Genomic DNA, 16,487 nt, shown 5'->3' on the forward strand with positions numbered 1-16,487 from the left:
GGGTTCGGGAGGACGAGGGCGCGATGCCATCGTGACACCGTGAAGGACCTCGGTGTCGTGATCGGACTTCTGGAGTTCAACTCCGATATGGAGCCGCAAGCCCCACTCGGCTTGAGCGGCTCAGGCGGCCAAATCTCTCTAGAAGGCTTGGGCGACCCGGCGCAACAGCGTCGCGCTTTCGAGATCGGCTTCGACAAAATCGAGGCCAATATCGAGCACCGGGGCGCTGTGTGTGAGCCAGCCGACCGAGATCAGGTCGACGCCTGAGGCGGCAATGGCAGGTGCCGTTCTTGGCGTCACGCGGCCTGAGGCCTCGGTGATCGCACGCCCGGCAACGATGTCGACTGCCTCGCGGAGCTGATCGGGCGTCATATTGTCGAGAAGGACGGCATCGATCCCCTCGGCCATGGCTTCATGAAGCTGATCGAGCGTGTCGACCTCCACCTCGATCTTGACCATATGGCCGACACCGGTCTTGGCGCGCCGGATTGCTTCCGAAACTCCGCCGGCGATGGCGACATGATTGTCCTTGATCAATACCGCATCATTGAGTGCGAAGCGGTGATTCATGCCGCCGCCGGCACGCACGGCATATTTTTCCAGCGCTCGGAGACCGGGCGTCGTCTTGCGGGTGCAGACGACAGAGGCTTTCGTATCGCGGATCGCGGTGACGATGCCTGCCGTCACCGTGGCGATCCCGGAGAGATGGCCGAGGAAGTTCAGTGCCGTGCGCTCCGCCGCCAGAAGTCCGCGCGACGGGCCTTCGATGGTGGCGATCACGCTGCCTGGCTGCACCGTAGCACCATCCGGCAGATGCCGTTTCAGGGTGATGGCGGGATCGACGAGCTGGAAGGCCAGTTCTGCTGCGTCGAGGCCGGCAACGACGCCCAGCTGGCGGGCGGCCATGACGACCGTCGAGCGATGATCTGAGGGGATGACGGCTGCCGAGGTGATGTCGCCGGCAAGGCCGAGATCTTCGACAAGAGCTGAACGCACCAGCGGCTCGACAATGACGCGCGGAAGGGAAGCGAAGTTCATCTCAGGCACTCCTTGCAAGGGGATGGGAGGCTGTGGCCCGGGCAATTTCCAGGGTTTCGGCAAGCGTCATTGCCCGCCGCACGACTTCAGCACGCTTCAACGGGAAGTCGGTGCGGGCATGGGCGCCGCGCGATTCTGTCCGAAGGCTGGCAAAGACGGCAATCAATAGCGCAACAATTGCCGGATCGGCGGCCGGGCCGTCGCCTTCGGCCAGCGGCAGCAGGCTTGCGACTGCGCCGTGGATCGCGCCTGCATTGCGCAGCACGCCGAGATGGCGCGAGACGATCGGCCGGACAAGCAAGGCATCGGCCACGACCGGCAGCGGATAGGCAGCTTGGGTCACAGGCGTGCTTGCTGCCGGACCTGCGAGAATGTCGCATCCTGCGCGCATGCCCATGACGGCAGCCTCCAGCAGCGAATTGCTTGCAAGCCGGTTTGCGCCATGCAGCCCTGTCGATGCCGCCTCGCCGGCAACCCAGAGGCCGGCAACGGAACTGCGGCCGGCGGCATCGGTGGCGACACCGCCCATGTGGTAGTGAACGGCGGGGCGAACGGGGATGAGTTGACGACTGGCATCAATGCCGGCTTCCCGGCAGAGCGCATCGATGACCGGGAAGCGCGTGGCAAAACGATCTCCAAGTGCAACTCGGGCGTCGAGGAAGACCCTGCCACCGCGCGCGAGTTCCCCACTGATGGCACGCGCCACGACATCGCGCGGCGCAAGTTCTGCGCCTGGCACGCCAGCCATGAAGCGCTCGCCGCTTTCGTTGACGAGCACGGCACCCTCGCCGCGGACGGCTTCGCTCACCAGCGCCAACGGCTGGCGGCGGGAATCGAGCGCAGTCGGGTGAAACTGCACGAATTCCATGTCAGCGAGTACCGCGCCAGCGCGCGCCGCAAGCATGATGCCCTGCCCGAAATTGCCCATTGGATTGGTGGACGCTTCATAAAGCCCGCCGATACCACCGGTCGCCAGCACGATCCGCCGCGTTGGCAGAGTGACGGCGCCGCTGTCGCCGGCGCAGAGGAGCCCGGTCACGCCACTCTCGTCGGTCAGGATACGGCGGGCTTCGTGACCGTCGAGCACCGTGATGGAAGGTGTCGCGATAACGGCTGCGACCAGCGCACGGACGATCGCAGCACCCGAGCCATCACCTTCCGCATGCACGACGCGACGGCGGCTATGGGCGGCCTCCAGACCCAGCGAAAAGCTGCCATTAGCCGTCTTATCGAAGCGGACCCCGGCCCGCTCCAGCGCGGCGATGGCCGCCGGCGCCTCGGCAACGATGCCGGCGGCGATAACGGGATCGCAAAGCCCGTCGCCTGCAGCAAGCGTGTCGGCAAGATGCAGCTCGGCGCTGTCATCAGCTCCGAGACTGGCGGCAATGCCCCCCTGTGCCCAGGCGCTCGACGTCTGCGCGCCCAGGGCCGCGCGGGTGACGATGGTAACGGGCTCTGGGGCAAGGGTCAGCGCCGTCATCAGGCCCGCAAGGCCGCTGCCGACGATGACGGTGCGGCCGGTTAGTCGATCGGCAATCTCGCTCATATTGCCAGCATCCTCTCCACAGCCCGACGGGCAGCGACAGCGACCGCGGGATCGACGGTCACTTCGTGGCGGTTTTCTTCGAGCGCCGTGCGGATGTTGGAGAGCGTGATGCGCTTCATGTGCGGGCAGAGATTGCAGGGGCGAATGAACTCGACGTCGGGGTGGTGCACGGCGACATTGTCGCTCATTGAGCACTCGGTCAGCAGCACGACCCGGGCCGGCTTCTTCTGCCCGACATAGTCGGACATGACGGCGGTGGAGCCCGCGAAATCAGCTTCAGCCACGACATCCGGCGGGCATTCGGGATGGGCAAGCACCGTCACGCCGGGGTGGTTTTCCCGCAGCTGGCGCACATCCTCGGCAGTGAAGAGCTCATGGACCTCGCAATGGCCATGCCAGGCGATGATCTCGACATTGGTTTCCTTGGCAACATTCTGGGCAAGATACTCGTCGGGGATCATCAGCACTCTGGGCACGCCGAGGGATTCAACCACCTGTTTGGCATTGCCCGAGGTGCAGCAGATATCCGAGGCGGCTTTGACGGCAGCCGATGTGTTGACATAGGTGATGATGGGCACGCCGGGATGAGCCTGGCGCAGCAGGGCGACATCTTCTGGGGTGATCGAATCTGCCAGCGAACAGCCAGCACCCATATCGGGGATCAGCACCGTCTTTTCCGGGTTCAGGAGCTTTGCCGTCTCTGCCATGAAATGCACGCCGGCCAGCACGATTACGTCGGCATCGACTTCGATCGCTTTTCTGGCGAGTGCGAGACTGTCGCCGACGATATCGGCAACGCCATGGAAGATCTCCGGCGTCTGGTAATTATGCGCCAGGATGACCGCATTGCGCTTGCGCTTCAGTTCCAGGATTGCTTCGACATCGTCCTGAAACGTCATCCATTCGGCTTTGGGAATGACGCGGCTGACGCGGTCATACAGGGAAGACGCGGATACGAGGTGGTTCATGGCCGGCTCCTAATTATGCTCGATTTGAGCATATCTCAAGCAAAGAGATATTCTCATGGTGAGCATATGTCAATTGCGGGAGAGCGGTAATTTCGTTCCGGCGAGCGCGCGCTCTTCGAGGATCGTCTGGCGGAAGCGGAAAAGCTTGGCCGGCCGGCCGCCGGTTTCGCTCGTCGCCTCGCCGGTTTCCTCCACCAGCTCCTGCTGTTCGATCAGGCGGCGGAAGTTCTGCTTGTGCAGCGTCAGGCCGGCCAGCGCTTCGACGGCCCGCTGCAATTGAAGCAGGGTAAAACTCTCGGGCATCAGTTCGAAGACAACAGGCCGGTACTTGATCTTGGCGCGAAGCCTTGCAATCCCGGTTGCCAGAATACGGCGGTGGTCGGCAAACATCGGCCGGCCGAGATTGTCTTTCTTGCCGCAGCCGGCTTCAGTGACGAGGCCCGCCTCATAAAGCAGTTCGTAGCGCTGCAGCGTCAGATCCTCGTTCCAGCCACCGCCGTCGAGCCCGAAGGTGAAGTCGGCGCGGCGATGGCGGTATTCGCGCTTTGCCAGATCGGCATCGGCCCAGAGCCGCAGGCGCGCAACAAGCTCATCGAGGATGGCAGGGCGTCCGTCGCGATGGTCCTCCCAGGGGAAATATTCGTACCAGCCGTGCCATCCTGGCCGCCCCGCCCCCATCTGTTCGTTGACGAGGCCGAGATAGCTGATCGAAATGGTTCGCCCGCCCTGGATATCATTGTTCCGGTCGCGATCGGCAAAGGTGTAGAGCTGCTCCAGAAAACCGACCGGATGGGCGGTCTGTTCCTGGATCCATTCGCGCAAGCCCGATTGCAGCGTGCGATGGCCCATTTCGAAGGAACCTGACGGCAGCGCATCGCCCCCCTGGATCGTCATGACGCGCGGTTCGTCGCCCGTCACCGCGACGAGAACCGCGATCAATTCCGCATGTGCAAAGCCTATCGTCACCGGTTACCGAGAATCTGTTCCTGATGGATCTATTCTCTGACATAGGCTGGCACTGATGCCAATGGAGGCTCCACCTTCTCCCTCAGCGGAGAGAAGTGCCGGCAGGCGGAAGGGAAGTGGGGGCGGTGCTTACCAACGAATTCTGCGAAACGATCCGGCAATGATTGCTTTCGCCGCAACTTTTCCGTGGCTCATAGAGCCGCCCGCCCCTTCTACGGCCCGGCTCCAAAAAAGGCGAGCCGGGTCAAGATCGTATAGTCCGCTTCCGATACCATCAACGCCACGAAAACCAGCACCAGCACCGGCGGCAGCAAGATGGCGTAGACCAGCGCCAGCCGTTCCCAGGCCATGTGCATGAAGACAGCGACGATAAGCCCGGCCTTCAGCATCATGAACAGCAGGATGAGTGTCCACCTTGTATAGCTTTGGAAGCCGAGATAATCGACCATGTAGGACGCTGCGCTGAGCACGAAGAGCAGGCCCCAGACGATGAGATAGAGCCGGATCGGATGCTGCTGTCCGGTATGTGCCTGAGCATGCGCCGTTTGGGTTTGTGCATGCGCCGTTGTCTCGCTCATGACGACCTCACCATAGATAGAAAAATGCGAAGATGAAGACCCAGACCAGGTCGACGAAGTGCCAGTAGAGGCCCATGATCTCGACCGCGTCGTAGCGGCCTTTCCGGCTGGTGAAGAAGCCGCGCCGTTCCACGTCGAAATCGCCCCGCCAGACCTTGCGGGCAATGATGAGGAGGAAGATGACGCCAACAGTGACATGGGTGCCGTGAAAGCCTGTGATCATGAAGAAGGTCGATCCGAACTGTGCTGCCCCCCACGGGTTCTCCCAGGGTCGCACGCCCTCGGTGATCAGCTTCGTCCATTCGAAGGCCTGCATGCCGACGAAACATGCTCCCAGAAGCGCCGTCAGCAGCATCAGGACAGCTGTCTTGTGGCGGTCGCGCCGATAGCCGAAATTGACCGCCATCGCCATGGTGCCGCTGCTCGAGATCAGCACGAAGGTCATGATGGCGATCAGGATCAGCGGAACGTCCTGGCCGCCGATATGGAGCGCGAAGACCTCGCTCGGATTGGGCCAGGGGACCGGCGTCGACATGCGCGCGGTCATGTAGGCGATCAGGAAACAGCCGAAGACGAAGGTGTCGCTCAAGAGAAAGATCCACATCATCGCCTTGCCCCAGGAGGCGGTCTTGAAGGCGCGTTGATCGGAGCTGAAATCGGCCGCGACACCGCGCAGGCCAGATGGCCTGAGGCCTGGCTCTCCGTGCGTCTCGATTGTCTGTGCCATCTGTATCCCCCTAGTTCAGCAATGTGCGGCAGAGATCGACGAAATCATTCGCCCAGCCCGCAAAAAGCGCAAAGAGCAGGAGCCAGACGGCGAGCATGAAATGCGAATAGATGGCGGAAAGATCGACACTGAGGCGCAGCCTTTCCGGCGCAACGTCGACCGCAAAGGCCTTGACCGTCGTGTGGGCGAGCACGGCAAGTCCGCCGAGGATATGCAACCCGTGCAGGCCGGTCAGCATGTAGAAGAAGCTGTTGGCGGGATTATCGGCCAGCACGTAGCCGGCTGCCGTCAGCTCGCGCCATGCCTGGATCTGCCCGACGAGAAAGGCGACGGCAAGCGCAAGTGCGCCAACAAGTGCCGGCCGCAGGGCGTCCATGCGGCCGTACTGTGCTTCTCGTTTGGCCCATTGCAGCGCAGCGCTGCTCAGGGCGAGTGCAGCGGTATTTGCCCAGAGGAGGCGCGGAACCGGCATCCCCCACCAGTCCGCCGACGCCGCACGCATGAAATAGGCGCTGACGGCAAGGCTGAAGAGCGCGCCGACCACGCCGAGAAACACGAAGAGGCCGATTTTGACCGCTGGCACAGGTTGCCGATCGGCGCCGTCATGGGCCGGCAGCTGCACCGACCCGGTTTCGAGCCAGGGCTTGGAGGTCAGGCGCTGCCCGGAAAGCCACCAGACGATGATGGCGCCGATTGCGGCAAGAAAGATCAGCATGACGTTCATGCAGGCACCTCGCGTGTTATGCCGTCACTTGCCGGCACATTCTGCGGGATGAAATCCTCGGCCGCGCCAGGCACGCTATAGTCATAGGCCCAGCGGTAGACGACGGGCAGATCCTTGCCCCAGTTGCCGTGCGCAGGCGGCGTCTGCGGCGTCTGCCATTCCAGCGTCGTTGCCCGCCATGGATTGCCGCCCGCCTCCCGGCCGCGGAAAAAGCTCCAGACCAGATTGAACAGGAAGACCATCTGCCCGGCCCCGACGATCAGCGCCATGATGGTTATGAAGATATTCAGCGTATGAGCCGAAGGCGGAACGAAGGCCGTCTCTCCCATCTCGAAGTAGCGGCGCGGCACGCCGAGCAGGCCGAGATAATGCATCGGAAAGAAGATCGCATAGGTGCCGAGGAAGGTGATCCAGAAGTGGATCTGGCCGAGCGTCTCGTCCAGCATGCGGCCCGTCACCTTCGGATACCAGTGATAGATCGCCCCGAAGATGACGAGGATCGGCGCGACCCCCATGACCATGTGAAAATGGGCGACGACGAACATCGTATCCGACAGCGGCACGTCGACGACGACATTGCCGAGGAAAAGGCCGGTCAGGCCGCCATTGACGAAAGTGACGATGAAGGCGAGCGCAAAGAGCATCGGCAGCGTCAGGTGGATGTCGCCGCGCCACAGCGTCAGCACCCAGTTGTAGACCTTGATCGCCGTGGGCACGGCGATTATCAGCGTCGTGGTGGCAAAGAAGAAGCCGAAGGCCGGGTTCATGCCGCTGACATACATATGGTGTGCCCAGACGACGAAGCTTAAGCCCCCGATGATGACAATCGCCCAGACCATCATGCGGTAGCCGAAGATGTTCTTACGCGCATGCGTGCTGATCAGGTCCGACACGATGCCGAAAGCCGGAAGCGCGACGATATAGACCTCCGGATGGCCGAAGAACCAGAAGAGGTGCTGGAACAGGATCGGGCTGCCACCGCCATGTTTCAGCTGCTCGCCCATCTCCACGATCGCCGGCATGAAGAAGCTGGTGCCGAGCACGCGGTCGAACAGCATCATGACGCAGGCGACGAAGAGGGCCGGAAAGGCCAAGAGCGCCATCACGGTCGCGGTGAAGATGCCCCAGACGGTGAGCGGCATGCGCATCAGCGTCATGCCGCGCGCCCGTCCCTGCAGCACGGTCACCACATAGTTCAACCCGCCCATGGTAAAGCCGATGATGAAGACGATCAGCGAGGTGAGCATCAAGAGGATGCCCCAGTCCTTGCCGCCGGGCGTGCCGGAGAGAACGGATTGCGGCGGATAAAGCGTCCAGCCGGCCCCGGTCGGGCCACCGGGGGCGAAAAAGCCCGCGACCAGGATCAGCACGGCGACGAGGTAGATCCAGTAGCTCAGCATGTTCGCGTAGGGGAAAACCATGTCGCGCGCGCCGACCATCAGCGGAATGAGGTAATTGCCGAAGCCGCCGAGGAACAGCGCGGTCAACAGATAGATCACCATGATCATGCCGTGCATGGTGATGAACTGATAATAGTGATCGGCATCGATGAAAGAGAGAGCGCCGGGAAAGGCGAGTTGAATCCGCATCAGCCAGGAGAGCACCAGCGCCACCAGGCCAATCGCGATCGCCGTCACCGAATATTGCACGGCGATGATCTTGGCATCCTGGCTGAACACATATTTCGTCCACCAGCTTCTCGGATGATAGAGTTCGACATCCTCGACTTCGGCGGATGGGATGGCGCCCGCGCTGCCGGATGGAATCTCGACCATGATCTCTCTTCCTTCCTTTGCCGGTTCAGTTTGCCGGCGGCGGCTCTCCCGATGACGCCGTGAGCTGGGTGAATGTCTGCTGCTGCCCGAGCCAGGTCTGGTAGTCCGCGTCGTTATCGACGACGACGGTGCCGCGCATTTGCGGATGGCCGACACCGCAGAGTTCGGCGCAGAGGATCTCGAAGGTCCCCGTGCGCGTCGGCGTGAACCAGAAATAAGTGATCATGCCGGGGATCATGTCCATCTTGGCGCGGAATTCCGGCACATAGAAATCGTGGAGCACATCGACGGAACGCAGCAAAATGTGCACCGGCTTGCCGATCGGCAGATGCAGTTCGCCACCCTCGATGATGACATCGTCGAGACCGCCTGCGTCGTTCCTGTCGAGACCGAGCGGATTTTCAGGGCTGACATCGCGCGTCTCGGCACGGCCGAGCTTTCCGTCCGCGCCCGGCAGGCGGAAACTCCAAAGCCATTGCTGGCTGACGACCTCGACGGATGCGGCATCGGCAGGAACCGTGATGAACTGGTTCCACACGATCAGGCCGGGCGCCAGCATGGCCGCCACGCCGACTGCCGTTCCTCCTGCCAGCAGCAATTCCAGCCGGCGGTTCTCCGGCTCATAATGAGCGCGGTTGCCCGGTCTGTGTCGGAAGCGGAAGACGCAATAGGCCATGAAGGAAATCACCGCCACAAAGACGATGCCGGTGATCCAGAAGGTAATGATCAGCGTGCTGTCGATATAGGTCCAGTTGGACGCGATGGGCGTCCACCACCACGGGCTGAGCACATGGAACAGCACGGAGCCGACGACAATCAGGACGAGAATCAGCACGACAGCCATTTCTGCTCCTCCTCGAGCAGGTTGACCCGTGAAACCGCATTCCGCAAAAAGTCCGTCTTTATTATCGCACAGATAGAAAATATCGGCAATTACGGCAATTTAGGCATGCGCCGCCGATCAAAGGCCCGTCATTTGGAGTATTGCCCATCACTGAGAATATTGTTTGAGATAGGCGATGAGGTCGGTGATCTCCTGATCGTCCTTCACGCCGACGAAGGCCATCTTTGTGCCCTTCACCTTTGCTTTCGGATTGTGCAGATAGTCGCGCAGCACTGTCTCGTCCCAGACAAGACCGCCTTCGCCGGCCGCCTTCATTGCGGGCGAGTAGGCGAAGTCGGGATGCGTTCCGGCCTTTCGACCGAACACCTTGTTCAGCGACGGACCGACCTTGTTCGTATCGGATTCAACGACATGACAGGTCGCGCATTTCTTGAAGACAACGGCGCCTGCCGTCGCATCACCCTCCTGCGCCCCTGACTTACCAGGGGAAAGGGCAATCACGGATACGCCAATCAGCAGAACAACACGGTAATCCACGGCAAACCTCATCCTCCTCAAGGTCGCCAAGCCACTCGCACTCTCCGTAGCATTGGCGCGCGGACGGTGGCTGGGATGCCGCAAAGCTTAATCCTTCACGGGGGCAAGTCAATCGTTCCACAATTCCGGTGCAGTGACGCATCGCCGCAAGGCCGAAACCCGGCTTTCGCGCCTGCCGGTTGGGCCCAGGAGAGGTTGCCGGAATGGAGCGGCGTGGAAGGCAACGCAGAAAGTTCAGCGGAAGCGGCCCCCGAGCCCCTAGCGGATCTCCTCATCTGCCCTGACGGGGGTATCTTCTTCCCGCCGGGCGAGGGGTGTCGGTGGCTGCTATTCGCCGGCTTCCAGCCGATGCAGGAAATTGCGCAACTCAGCCTCATCGATGCCGACGAGGTGGCGCTTTTCCGGATAGGCGCCGGAGCGGATATCCTCGGCAAATTCGCTGAAGGCCGCGATACGCTCGCGCTGCAGCCGGTCATGTTCGGCGGCGAAATTGCGATAGATCTTGGCGTGGCGCGGAGTGTGGTCGCGGTTGGTGCCGAGCACGTCGTCGGCGAAGAGATATTGCCCATCGCAGCCGCGGCCGGCGCCCATCGAGATCATCAGCATTGATGTTCTCTTTGAGATTGCCGCCGCGACATCGCCGGGAACGACTTCGATCTCGGCCGCAAAAGCGCCCGCCTCCTCCAGCGCCTTCGTCTGGCGCCAGATATCGAAAGCGCTGGCGGCCGTCTTACCAACGGCGCGGAAGCCGCCGGTCCAGGTGGCTTTCGATGGGATGAGGCCCACATGTCCGCAGACGGGAATGCCCTCGTCGCGCATGCGTCTGATGATCTGCAGGCTTGCGGCGCAATAGACGGCATCGCCGCCCGCCTTCAGCGCCTTGAAGGCCTCACGCATATACTCCTCGGCCGAAACGTGGTCGCCATATTCCAGACCCGGAACGGCAAAGGGCGTGGGCGCCGCTTCGCGAAAAACCGGCCCGAGCAAAGCGGGTGGCACGGAGACCATGTCGATCCCCGCCTTTTCCGCCGCTTCCGCCTCCTCCAGCGAGGTGATGCGCAACATGGTGAGCTGCCGTTTTCCCTTGAGTGCAAGCAGGTCAGCGACCGTCGCGCGATAGTGTCTTTTCATCGCAAATTCCTTTGGGGCCAGTATCTGGATATCTCTCTCAGGCGGCGAGCAGCGTCTTCAGCTTGACGTTGCTGGCGGTCAGTGCGGCGGGATCTGGATGGGCGCGCGCGGCAATCAGCATTTCCGCCAGCCGGATATCGCGCGCCACCGCATTGCCCGGCCCGATGCCGCTTGCGGCAATGAGCCGACCCTCGCCATCGAGGTGGAAGAGGATGAAGGCTCGCTCGCCGAGATCGCGGCGCAGACGCATGACCGCGCCATCGGCGAGGCCGGCGATCTGCAGCGTCATGTCGTACTGATCCGACCAGAACCACGGCACGGCAGAAACCGGCTCATCGGCGCCGAGCATATTGGCAGCGGCAAGCATGCCCTGCTGCTGTGCATTGCGCCAGGATTCGAGCCGCACCCGCCGGCCGCCATAGATCGCCAAGGGAAAGGAGCAGCAGTCGCCGGCGGCAAAGATATCGGGGATGGAGGTGCGCAGCCGGTCGTCGACGGCAATGCCGTTGTCGATAACAAGTCCGGTGGCCTCCGCAAGCTCGACATTCGGCCGGGCGCCGATGCCGATAAGCGCCAGATCGGCCTCGATCATCTCGCCGGTCGAAAGCGCGATGACGGCCTTGCCGTTCCGCTCCGTCAGGCTTTCGATGGAAACACCGCAACGCAGGTCGACGCCCTCGGCGCGATGGCGTTCGGCAACCACATGGGCAATTTCCTCCGGAACGCCGCGCTTCAGCACCCGCTCCAGCCCTTCGATGAGAACGACATCGGCGCCGAGCTGTCGGGCGGTCGCGGCGACCTCCAGCCCAATGAAGCCACCGCCGATGACAGCAAGCCGCCTGCCGGGCTGCAGTATGGCGCGCAACGTCACGGCATCGTAGTGGGTGCGCAGCGAGCGGATATGGCTGCTTTCGGGTGCATTCGGAAAGTTGCGGGCGCTGGCGCCTGTCGCAAGCAGCAGCCGATCGTAGGCAAGCTGGCTGCCATCCGACAGGGCAATGGTGCGCGCCACAGCATCGACGCTGATTGTGGTTACACCCGTCAGCAGGCGGATTTTGCCAGCGGGATAGGTTTCGTGTGACGCGATGAATTTTGGATCGACACCGCCGGCAAGACCGGCCTTGGAAAGCGGCGGCCGTTCATAGGGCGCGTGCGGCTCGGAACCAACCAGCGTGACCTCTCCGCCAAATCCCTTTTCCCTGAGCGCGAAGGCGGCGCGTGCCCCGCACTCGCCTGCTCCGACAATAACGCAATGGGCCACGGTGCACCTCAGATCGCGATGAAGACAGCACCGTCTTCGATCTTAACGGGATAGGTCTTCAGATTGACGCAGACCGGTGCTCCCTTGGCCTCGCCCGTCTTGTAATTGAAGCGGCCATTGTGCTTGGGACATTCGATGATCTCGTCCATGACGAGCCCGTCGGCGAGATGGATATGCTCATGAGTGCAGAGCCCATCGGTGGCGAAAAATTCGTCGTCCGGGCTGCGATAGACCGCGAAGGTACGCCCGCCATGATCGAAACGCATGACGTCTTCCTCGTCGACCTCGTCCTTGCCGCAAACCTCGATCCAGGTTCCGCTCATCTCTGTTCCTCCCTTGATCCTGTTATTGGGCTGCCGGTGCCAGTTCGACGTGAAATTCCTCGCGATAGGGCCGCGCCGTGGCCGGCAGTTCCCGCTTCAGGAAATAATCCTCGTTACGAAGCTGGCGCAGGAAGGCCGGGATCATCTCGCGGTAGCCGGACCAGATCGATGGATTGGGCGCCGGCAGATCGTGCTTGATCATTGCATGCAGCTTCGGCAGCGCGTGAAAGGGCACCATCGGGAACATGTGATGCTCGACGTGGTAGTTCATGTTCCAGTAAATGAAGCGGCTGATCGGGTTCATGCAGACCGTGCGGCTGTTCAGGCGGTGGTCGATGACGTCGTCGGCAAGCCCGCCATGCTGCAGCAGGCCGGTCAGGACGTGATGCCAGGCGCCATAAAGGCGCGGCAGGCCGATCAGCATCAGAGGCAGGATCGAGCCCATGGAGAGGGCAAGCGCGATGGTGACGACGTAGATCGCCAGCCAGATGCGGGCGATGCGGATCGTCTTCGGCTGCTCCATCTCGGGGATGAAGGTCTTTTCTTCGGCGCTGACGATGCCGGCCGCATTTCTGATCATGTCGATGACAGCATGCCAGGCATCGAGAATGCCGAAGAAATTCAGGATCAGCCGGAAGAGATCCGGCGGCCGCATGACGGCGATCTCGGGGTCGCGGCCGACGATGACGGTGTCGGTGTGGTGGCGCGTATGGCTCCAGCGCCAGGTCACCGGATTGCGCATGATCATGAAGCAGGCGATCTGATAGACGACGTCGTTCATCCAGCGCGTCTTGAAGGCCGTGCCGTGGCCGCATTCATGCCAGCGGCTGTCGGAGGCCGAGCCGTAGAGCACACCGTAAGCCAGGAAGAAGGGCGCGGCGATCCAGGCGCCCCAGAAATAAATGCCAAGTGCTGCAAAGACGGCCATACTACCAAGCCACAGCGCCGTGTCGCGAATGGCCGGTGCATCGGAGCGCTGCATCAGCGCCTTCATCTCCTTGCGCGAAACGTCCGTGTGATACCACTGCGCAGCCGCAAGACCGGTTTCCACCGCCGTCCTGCCGTTCTCTCCCAAGAGGCTGTAATCGCGCCTGCCTGCCCCGCCAGCCATGCTTTCCTCCCTGCTAAGCTCTGGATCAGGAGAATAGGTTGACTTCGAAAGGCGCTCAATGCAGGCTTGATATATTCTATCAAGAACCATCAAAAATGGCTTTCATTGATGATTGAAAACTATCAGGAACAACCATGCGCCGTCCGACCATCTCCGATCTCGCCCAGGCTTCCGGCGTCAGCGTCGCGACGATCGATCGTGTCCTAAACGGCCGCCACCGTGTGCGTGAGGAAACGGCGCGCCTTGTCTATGATGCGGCCCAGTCGATCGGCTATCATGCCGTGGGTCTGATCCGCCAGCGCGTCTTCGAGGATCTGCCGCAATACCGCCTGGCCTTCCTGCTGCAGAAGCCGACGCAGCCTTTCTATCAGGCCTTCGCCCGCGAGATCGAGATTGCCGCCCGCAATGTCACAAGTGCGCGGATCCAGACTCAGGTGGAATACCCTGCCGCGACGACGCCCGCCGCGATCATTGAAAAAATCAAGCTGCTCGGCGCCCGGAACCAGGCCGTCGCTCTCGTCGGTCCGGATTATCCGGCGGTGACGGCAGCCGTCGAGGAGTTGAAAGAACGTGGCATTCCGGTCTTCTCGCTGCTTTCGGATCTCGCGACCGGCGTGCGGGACGCCTATGTCGGCGTCAACAATCGCAAGGTCGGCCGCACCGCCGCCTGGATGATTGCCAGAGCTGCCCGTCGGCCCGGCAAGGTTGCCTGTTTCGTCGGCAGCCATCGTTTTCATGGTCATGAGCTGCGCGAAATGGGCTTCCGATCCTATTTCCGTGAGGAGGCCGCGGATTTCGAGGTCGTCGAAACGCTGATCAATCTGGAAACGCCCGAAATCACCCATGAGGCGACGTTGACGCTCCTGCAGAAACATCCCGATCTCGTCGGCCTCTATGTCTGCGGCGGCGGCATGGAGGGGGCGATCTCGGCATTTCGGGAGGAGGGGATTGGCGGCCGCACCATACTCATCGTCAACGAGCTGACCGGCGACAGCAAGGCAGGCCTTGCCGACGGCATCGTCACCATGGCGATCGCAACGCCGCTGACCGCGCTCTGCAAGGAAGCGGTGGCGCTGATGACCGGTGCGCTGGAACACGGCGAAATTGCCGTTCCAGGCCAGTCCTTCCTGCCCTTCGAGATTTTTCTGCCGGAGAATATCTAGAGCAATCCCCGCTAATGGGTGCAGCGGTTTCAAGCCCGCAACTGCGGAACAGACGGCTGTTAAAATGATGGAATTCCATCATTCTCATGGAACAATCTATCAGCTATGACAGGGTTTGATGGTGCGCTGCAGGTGGATTGGCTCGCAAATTCCAGTAGAGATTCGATTAGACATTCACATTGCTTCTCACCTGAGAGGCAAGGAGGAGACTTCGCATGGCATCCATTCGTTTTGCGCTGAACCATATGGCAGCGCCCTTGCTTTCGATCGAGCATTTTTTCGCGCTTGCCGTTTCGCTCGGTATCGATGCAGTGGAAATCCGCAACGATCTCTCGGGCAACGCCATCCTTGATGGCACCAGGCCCGATGTCATCAAGGCTGCTGCGGCTCGCCACGGCATCGCGATCATCTCCATCAATGCGCTGCAGCGCTTCAATGAATGGAATGCGACGCGCGAGCGGGAAGCCCGCGAGCTGATCGATTATGCCAAGGCCGTCGGCTCGCAGGCGCTAGTGCTGGTTCCGAAGAATGACGGCACGGGATGCGCCGATGGCGAACGGCAGGCCAATCTGCTCCGCTCGCTCGAAGAACTCCGCCCAATGCTCGATGCCGCCGGAATTGTCGGTCTCGTGGAGCCGCTGGGCTTCGAGATCTGCTCGTTACGCTCCAAGGCGGAAGCCGCCGACGCAATCGAGACGCTCGACGCGCAGCCGACTTTCCGGCTGGTGCACGACACCTTCCATCATCACCTGGCCGGTGAAAAGACATTCTTCCCACATCTGACGGGGCTGGTGCATATTTCCGGCGTCACTAATCCAGCTGTTTCCATCGCCGATATGCGCGACCCGCACCGGGTTCTCGTCGACGCCGATGACCGGGTGGGCAATGCCGCCCAGATCCGCGCGCTGCTGCAGGCAAGCTACAAGGGGCCTTTCTCCTTCGAGCCTTTCGCATCCGAAGTCCATGTGCTCAAGGATCCCGCCGCCGCATTGAAAGCGAGCATGGATTATCTCGCAGCGAAGGTCTGAGACGCCTATTCCCGACCGCGGAAGCGGCGCTTATAGGCAGGGTCGTAGAGCGAGCTTTCGCGAAAATCCTCTGATGCAAGCGAGCGGCCGACGAAGATGATCGCCGTGCGTTCGATCGGCTCGGCCGCCACCTTCTCCTCGATATCGGCGAGCGTGCCGCGCAGGATGCGCTCGTCAGGCCAGGTGGCTTTCACGACGATTGCGACAGGGCAATCGGCGCCATAAAGCGGCGTCAGGTCCGCAACGACCTCAGCCAGCGCATGGATGGCGAGGTGGATGGCAAGCGTTGCCCCCGTCGCCCCGAATTTTGCGAGCGTCTCCTCGTTCGGCATCGGCGAGGCGCGGCCGGAAACACGCGTCAGCACGAGGCTTTGGGCCACAGCGGGGATCGTCAGTTCTCGGCCGAGTGCGGCGGCGGCGGCAGCGAAGGCCGGCACGCCCGGCGTCATCGTATAGGCGATGGCGTGCTTCTCCAGCCGGCGGACCTGCTCGGCAACCGCACTCCAGACCGACAGATCGCCGGAATGCAGCCGTGCCACATCCTCGCCAGCCTCCGCTGCGCGGAGATATTCGGCCTCGATCTCGTCGAGCGACAGCGGCGCGGTATCGATGATACGCGCCCCCGGCGGGCAATATTGCAGGAGGTCCGGCGAAACGATGGAACCGGCGTAAAGGCAGACAGGGCATTTGCCGATCAGGTCGCGTCCGCGAACCGTGATGAGATCTGCTGCGCCCGGTCCGGCGCCGATGAAATGAACCGTCATTCC

The 16,487-nt window shown here is 61.9% G+C and carries 17 protein-coding genes; 2 read left to right on the forward strand and 15 right to left on the reverse strand.

Annotation, left to right across the window (positions count from 1 at the left end):
- Positions 1-138 precede the first annotated feature (138 nt).
- The 14 genes from nadC to AC1DUP_RS20580 form a co-directional block, all read right to left on the reverse strand.
- Entirely contained in the window at positions 139-1,038 is a 900-nt protein-coding gene (gene nadC, locus AC1DUP_RS20515) for a carboxylating nicotinate-nucleotide diphosphorylase (protein ID WP_115038776.1), read from the reverse strand.
- Position 1,039: 1 nt separating this feature from the next.
- Positions 1,040-2,584, reverse strand: a complete 1,545-nt coding sequence (locus AC1DUP_RS20520) for an L-aspartate oxidase (RefSeq protein ID WP_115038774.1) — start codon at positions 2,582-2,584, stop codon at positions 1,040-1,042.
- Positions 2,581-3,552 (reverse strand): quinolinate synthase NadA, encoded by a 972-nt coding sequence (gene nadA, locus AC1DUP_RS20525; protein ID WP_113300557.1) that lies wholly within the window; start codon positions 3,550-3,552, stop codon positions 2,581-2,583. The genes AC1DUP_RS20520 and nadA overlap by 4 nt, the downstream gene beginning before the upstream one ends.
- Before the next feature lie 69 nt (positions 3,553-3,621).
- On the reverse strand, positions 3,622-4,518 hold the full coding sequence (locus AC1DUP_RS20530) for an NrtR DNA-binding winged helix domain-containing protein (protein WP_115038772.1): 897 nt from the start codon (positions 4,516-4,518) through the stop codon (positions 3,622-3,624).
- Between the two features lie 212 nt (positions 4,519-4,730).
- Entirely contained in the window at positions 4,731-5,096 is a 366-nt protein-coding gene (locus AC1DUP_RS20535) for a cytochrome C oxidase subunit IV family protein (RefSeq protein ID WP_115038770.1), read from the reverse strand.
- 7 nt (positions 5,097-5,103) lie between these two features.
- Positions 5,104-5,823: a heme-copper oxidase subunit III family protein gene (locus tag AC1DUP_RS20540; RefSeq protein WP_115038768.1), complete on the reverse strand. Its 720-nt coding sequence runs from the start codon at positions 5,821-5,823 to the stop codon at positions 5,104-5,106.
- A 10-nt stretch (positions 5,824-5,833) separates the two neighbouring features.
- A complete protein-coding gene (locus AC1DUP_RS20545) occupies positions 5,834-6,547 on the reverse strand; it encodes a cytochrome c oxidase subunit 3 (RefSeq protein WP_115038766.1) in 714 nt (237 codons plus the stop codon).
- Positions 6,544-8,322 (reverse strand): cytochrome c oxidase subunit I, encoded by a 1,779-nt coding sequence (gene ctaD / locus AC1DUP_RS20550; protein WP_115038764.1) that lies wholly within the window; start codon positions 8,320-8,322, stop codon positions 6,544-6,546. The genes AC1DUP_RS20545 and ctaD overlap by 4 nt, the downstream gene beginning before the upstream one ends.
- Positions 8,323-8,347: 25 nt before the next feature.
- A complete protein-coding gene (locus AC1DUP_RS20555) occupies positions 8,348-9,166 on the reverse strand; it encodes a cytochrome c oxidase subunit II (RefSeq protein WP_115038762.1) in 819 nt (272 codons plus the stop codon).
- A 147-nt stretch (positions 9,167-9,313) separates the two neighbouring features.
- Entirely contained in the window at positions 9,314-9,703 is a 390-nt protein-coding gene (locus AC1DUP_RS20560) for a c-type cytochrome (protein ID WP_113300629.1), read from the reverse strand.
- A gap of 327 nt (positions 9,704-10,030) precedes the next feature.
- Positions 10,031-10,834: a 3-methyl-2-oxobutanoate hydroxymethyltransferase gene (locus AC1DUP_RS20565; protein WP_115038760.1), complete on the reverse strand. Its 804-nt coding sequence runs from the start codon at positions 10,832-10,834 to the stop codon at positions 10,031-10,033.
- A gap of 37 nt (positions 10,835-10,871) precedes the next feature.
- Complete coding sequence (locus AC1DUP_RS20570; protein ID WP_115038758.1) at positions 10,872-12,095, reverse strand: FAD-dependent oxidoreductase; 1,224 nt, start codon at positions 12,093-12,095, stop codon at positions 10,872-10,874.
- Between the two features lie 8 nt (positions 12,096-12,103).
- Positions 12,104-12,418 (reverse strand): MocE family 2Fe-2S type ferredoxin, encoded by a 315-nt coding sequence (locus tag AC1DUP_RS20575; RefSeq protein ID WP_115038756.1) that lies wholly within the window; start codon positions 12,416-12,418, stop codon positions 12,104-12,106.
- Positions 12,419-12,440: 22 nt separating this feature from the next.
- Positions 12,441-13,529, reverse strand: coding sequence for a fatty acid desaturase family protein (locus AC1DUP_RS20580; protein ID WP_115038754.1), 1,089 nt, complete (start codon positions 13,527-13,529; stop codon positions 12,441-12,443).
- A gap of 134 nt (positions 13,530-13,663) precedes the next feature.
- Between AC1DUP_RS20580 and AC1DUP_RS20585 the strand changes: the two genes are divergently transcribed.
- Together AC1DUP_RS20585 and AC1DUP_RS20590 are read left to right on the forward strand one after the other, a co-directional pair.
- Positions 13,664-14,692 carry a LacI family DNA-binding transcriptional regulator gene (locus tag AC1DUP_RS20585; RefSeq protein ID WP_477834053.1) on the forward strand — a complete coding sequence of 343 codons (1,029 nt, stop codon included), beginning with the start codon at positions 13,664-13,666 and terminating at the stop codon, positions 14,690-14,692.
- A gap of 215 nt (positions 14,693-14,907) precedes the next feature.
- On the forward strand, positions 14,908-15,720 hold the full coding sequence (locus AC1DUP_RS20590) for a TIM barrel protein (RefSeq protein ID WP_115038751.1): 813 nt from the start codon (positions 14,908-14,910) through the stop codon (positions 15,718-15,720).
- Positions 15,721-15,725: 5 nt separating this feature from the next.
- Here the strand turns inward: AC1DUP_RS20590 and cobM are convergent, their stop codons facing one another.
- A complete protein-coding gene (cobM, locus tag AC1DUP_RS20595) occupies positions 15,726-16,484 on the reverse strand; it encodes a precorrin-4 C(11)-methyltransferase (RefSeq protein WP_115038749.1) in 759 nt (252 codons plus the stop codon).
- Positions 16,485-16,487: the final 3 nt, after the last annotated feature.

The organism is Rhizobium sp. 01L419 (genome assembly GCF_056400025.1).

Excerpts from the sequence above, each read along its gene's own strand:
- nadC (WP_115038776.1), bottom strand. The coding sequence starts at position 1,038 with ATGAACTTCGCTTCCCTTCCGCGCGTCATTGTCGAGCCGCTGGTGCGT.
- AC1DUP_RS20520 (WP_115038774.1), bottom strand. The coding sequence starts at position 2,584 with ATGAGCGAGATTGCCGATCGACTAACCGGCCGCACCGTCATCGTCGGC.
- nadA (WP_113300557.1), bottom strand. The coding sequence starts at position 3,552 with ATGAACCACCTCGTATCCGCGTCTTCCCTGTATGACCGCGTCAGCCGC.
- AC1DUP_RS20535 (WP_115038770.1), bottom strand. The coding sequence starts at position 5,096 with ATGAGCGAGACAACGGCGCATGCACAAACCCAAACGGCGCATGCTCAG.
- AC1DUP_RS20540 (WP_115038768.1), bottom strand. The coding sequence starts at position 5,823 with ATGGCACAGACAATCGAGACGCACGGAGAGCCAGGCCTCAGGCCATCT.
- AC1DUP_RS20545 (WP_115038766.1), bottom strand. The coding sequence starts at position 6,547 with ATGAACGTCATGCTGATCTTTCTTGCCGCAATCGGCGCCATCATCGTC.
- ctaD (WP_115038764.1), bottom strand. The coding sequence starts at position 8,322 with ATGGTCGAGATTCCATCCGGCAGCGCGGGCGCCATCCCATCCGCCGAA.
- AC1DUP_RS20555 (WP_115038762.1), bottom strand. The coding sequence starts at position 9,166 with ATGGCTGTCGTGCTGATTCTCGTCCTGATTGTCGTCGGCTCCGTGCTG.
- AC1DUP_RS20565 (WP_115038760.1), bottom strand. The coding sequence starts at position 10,834 with ATGAAAAGACACTATCGCGCGACGGTCGCTGACCTGCTTGCACTCAAG.
- AC1DUP_RS20575 (WP_115038756.1), bottom strand. The coding sequence starts at position 12,418 with ATGAGCGGAACCTGGATCGAGGTTTGCGGCAAGGACGAGGTCGACGAG.
- AC1DUP_RS20580 (WP_115038754.1), bottom strand. The coding sequence starts at position 13,529 with ATGGCTGGCGGGGCAGGCAGGCGCGATTACAGCCTCTTGGGAGAGAAC.
- AC1DUP_RS20585 (WP_477834053.1), top strand. The coding sequence starts at position 13,664 with ATGCGCCGTCCGACCATCTCCGATCTCGCCCAGGCTTCCGGCGTCAGC.
- AC1DUP_RS20590 (WP_115038751.1), top strand. The coding sequence starts at position 14,908 with ATGGCATCCATTCGTTTTGCGCTGAACCATATGGCAGCGCCCTTGCTT.
- cobM (WP_115038749.1), bottom strand. The coding sequence starts at position 16,484 with ATGACGGTTCATTTCATCGGCGCCGGACCGGGCGCAGCAGATCTCATC.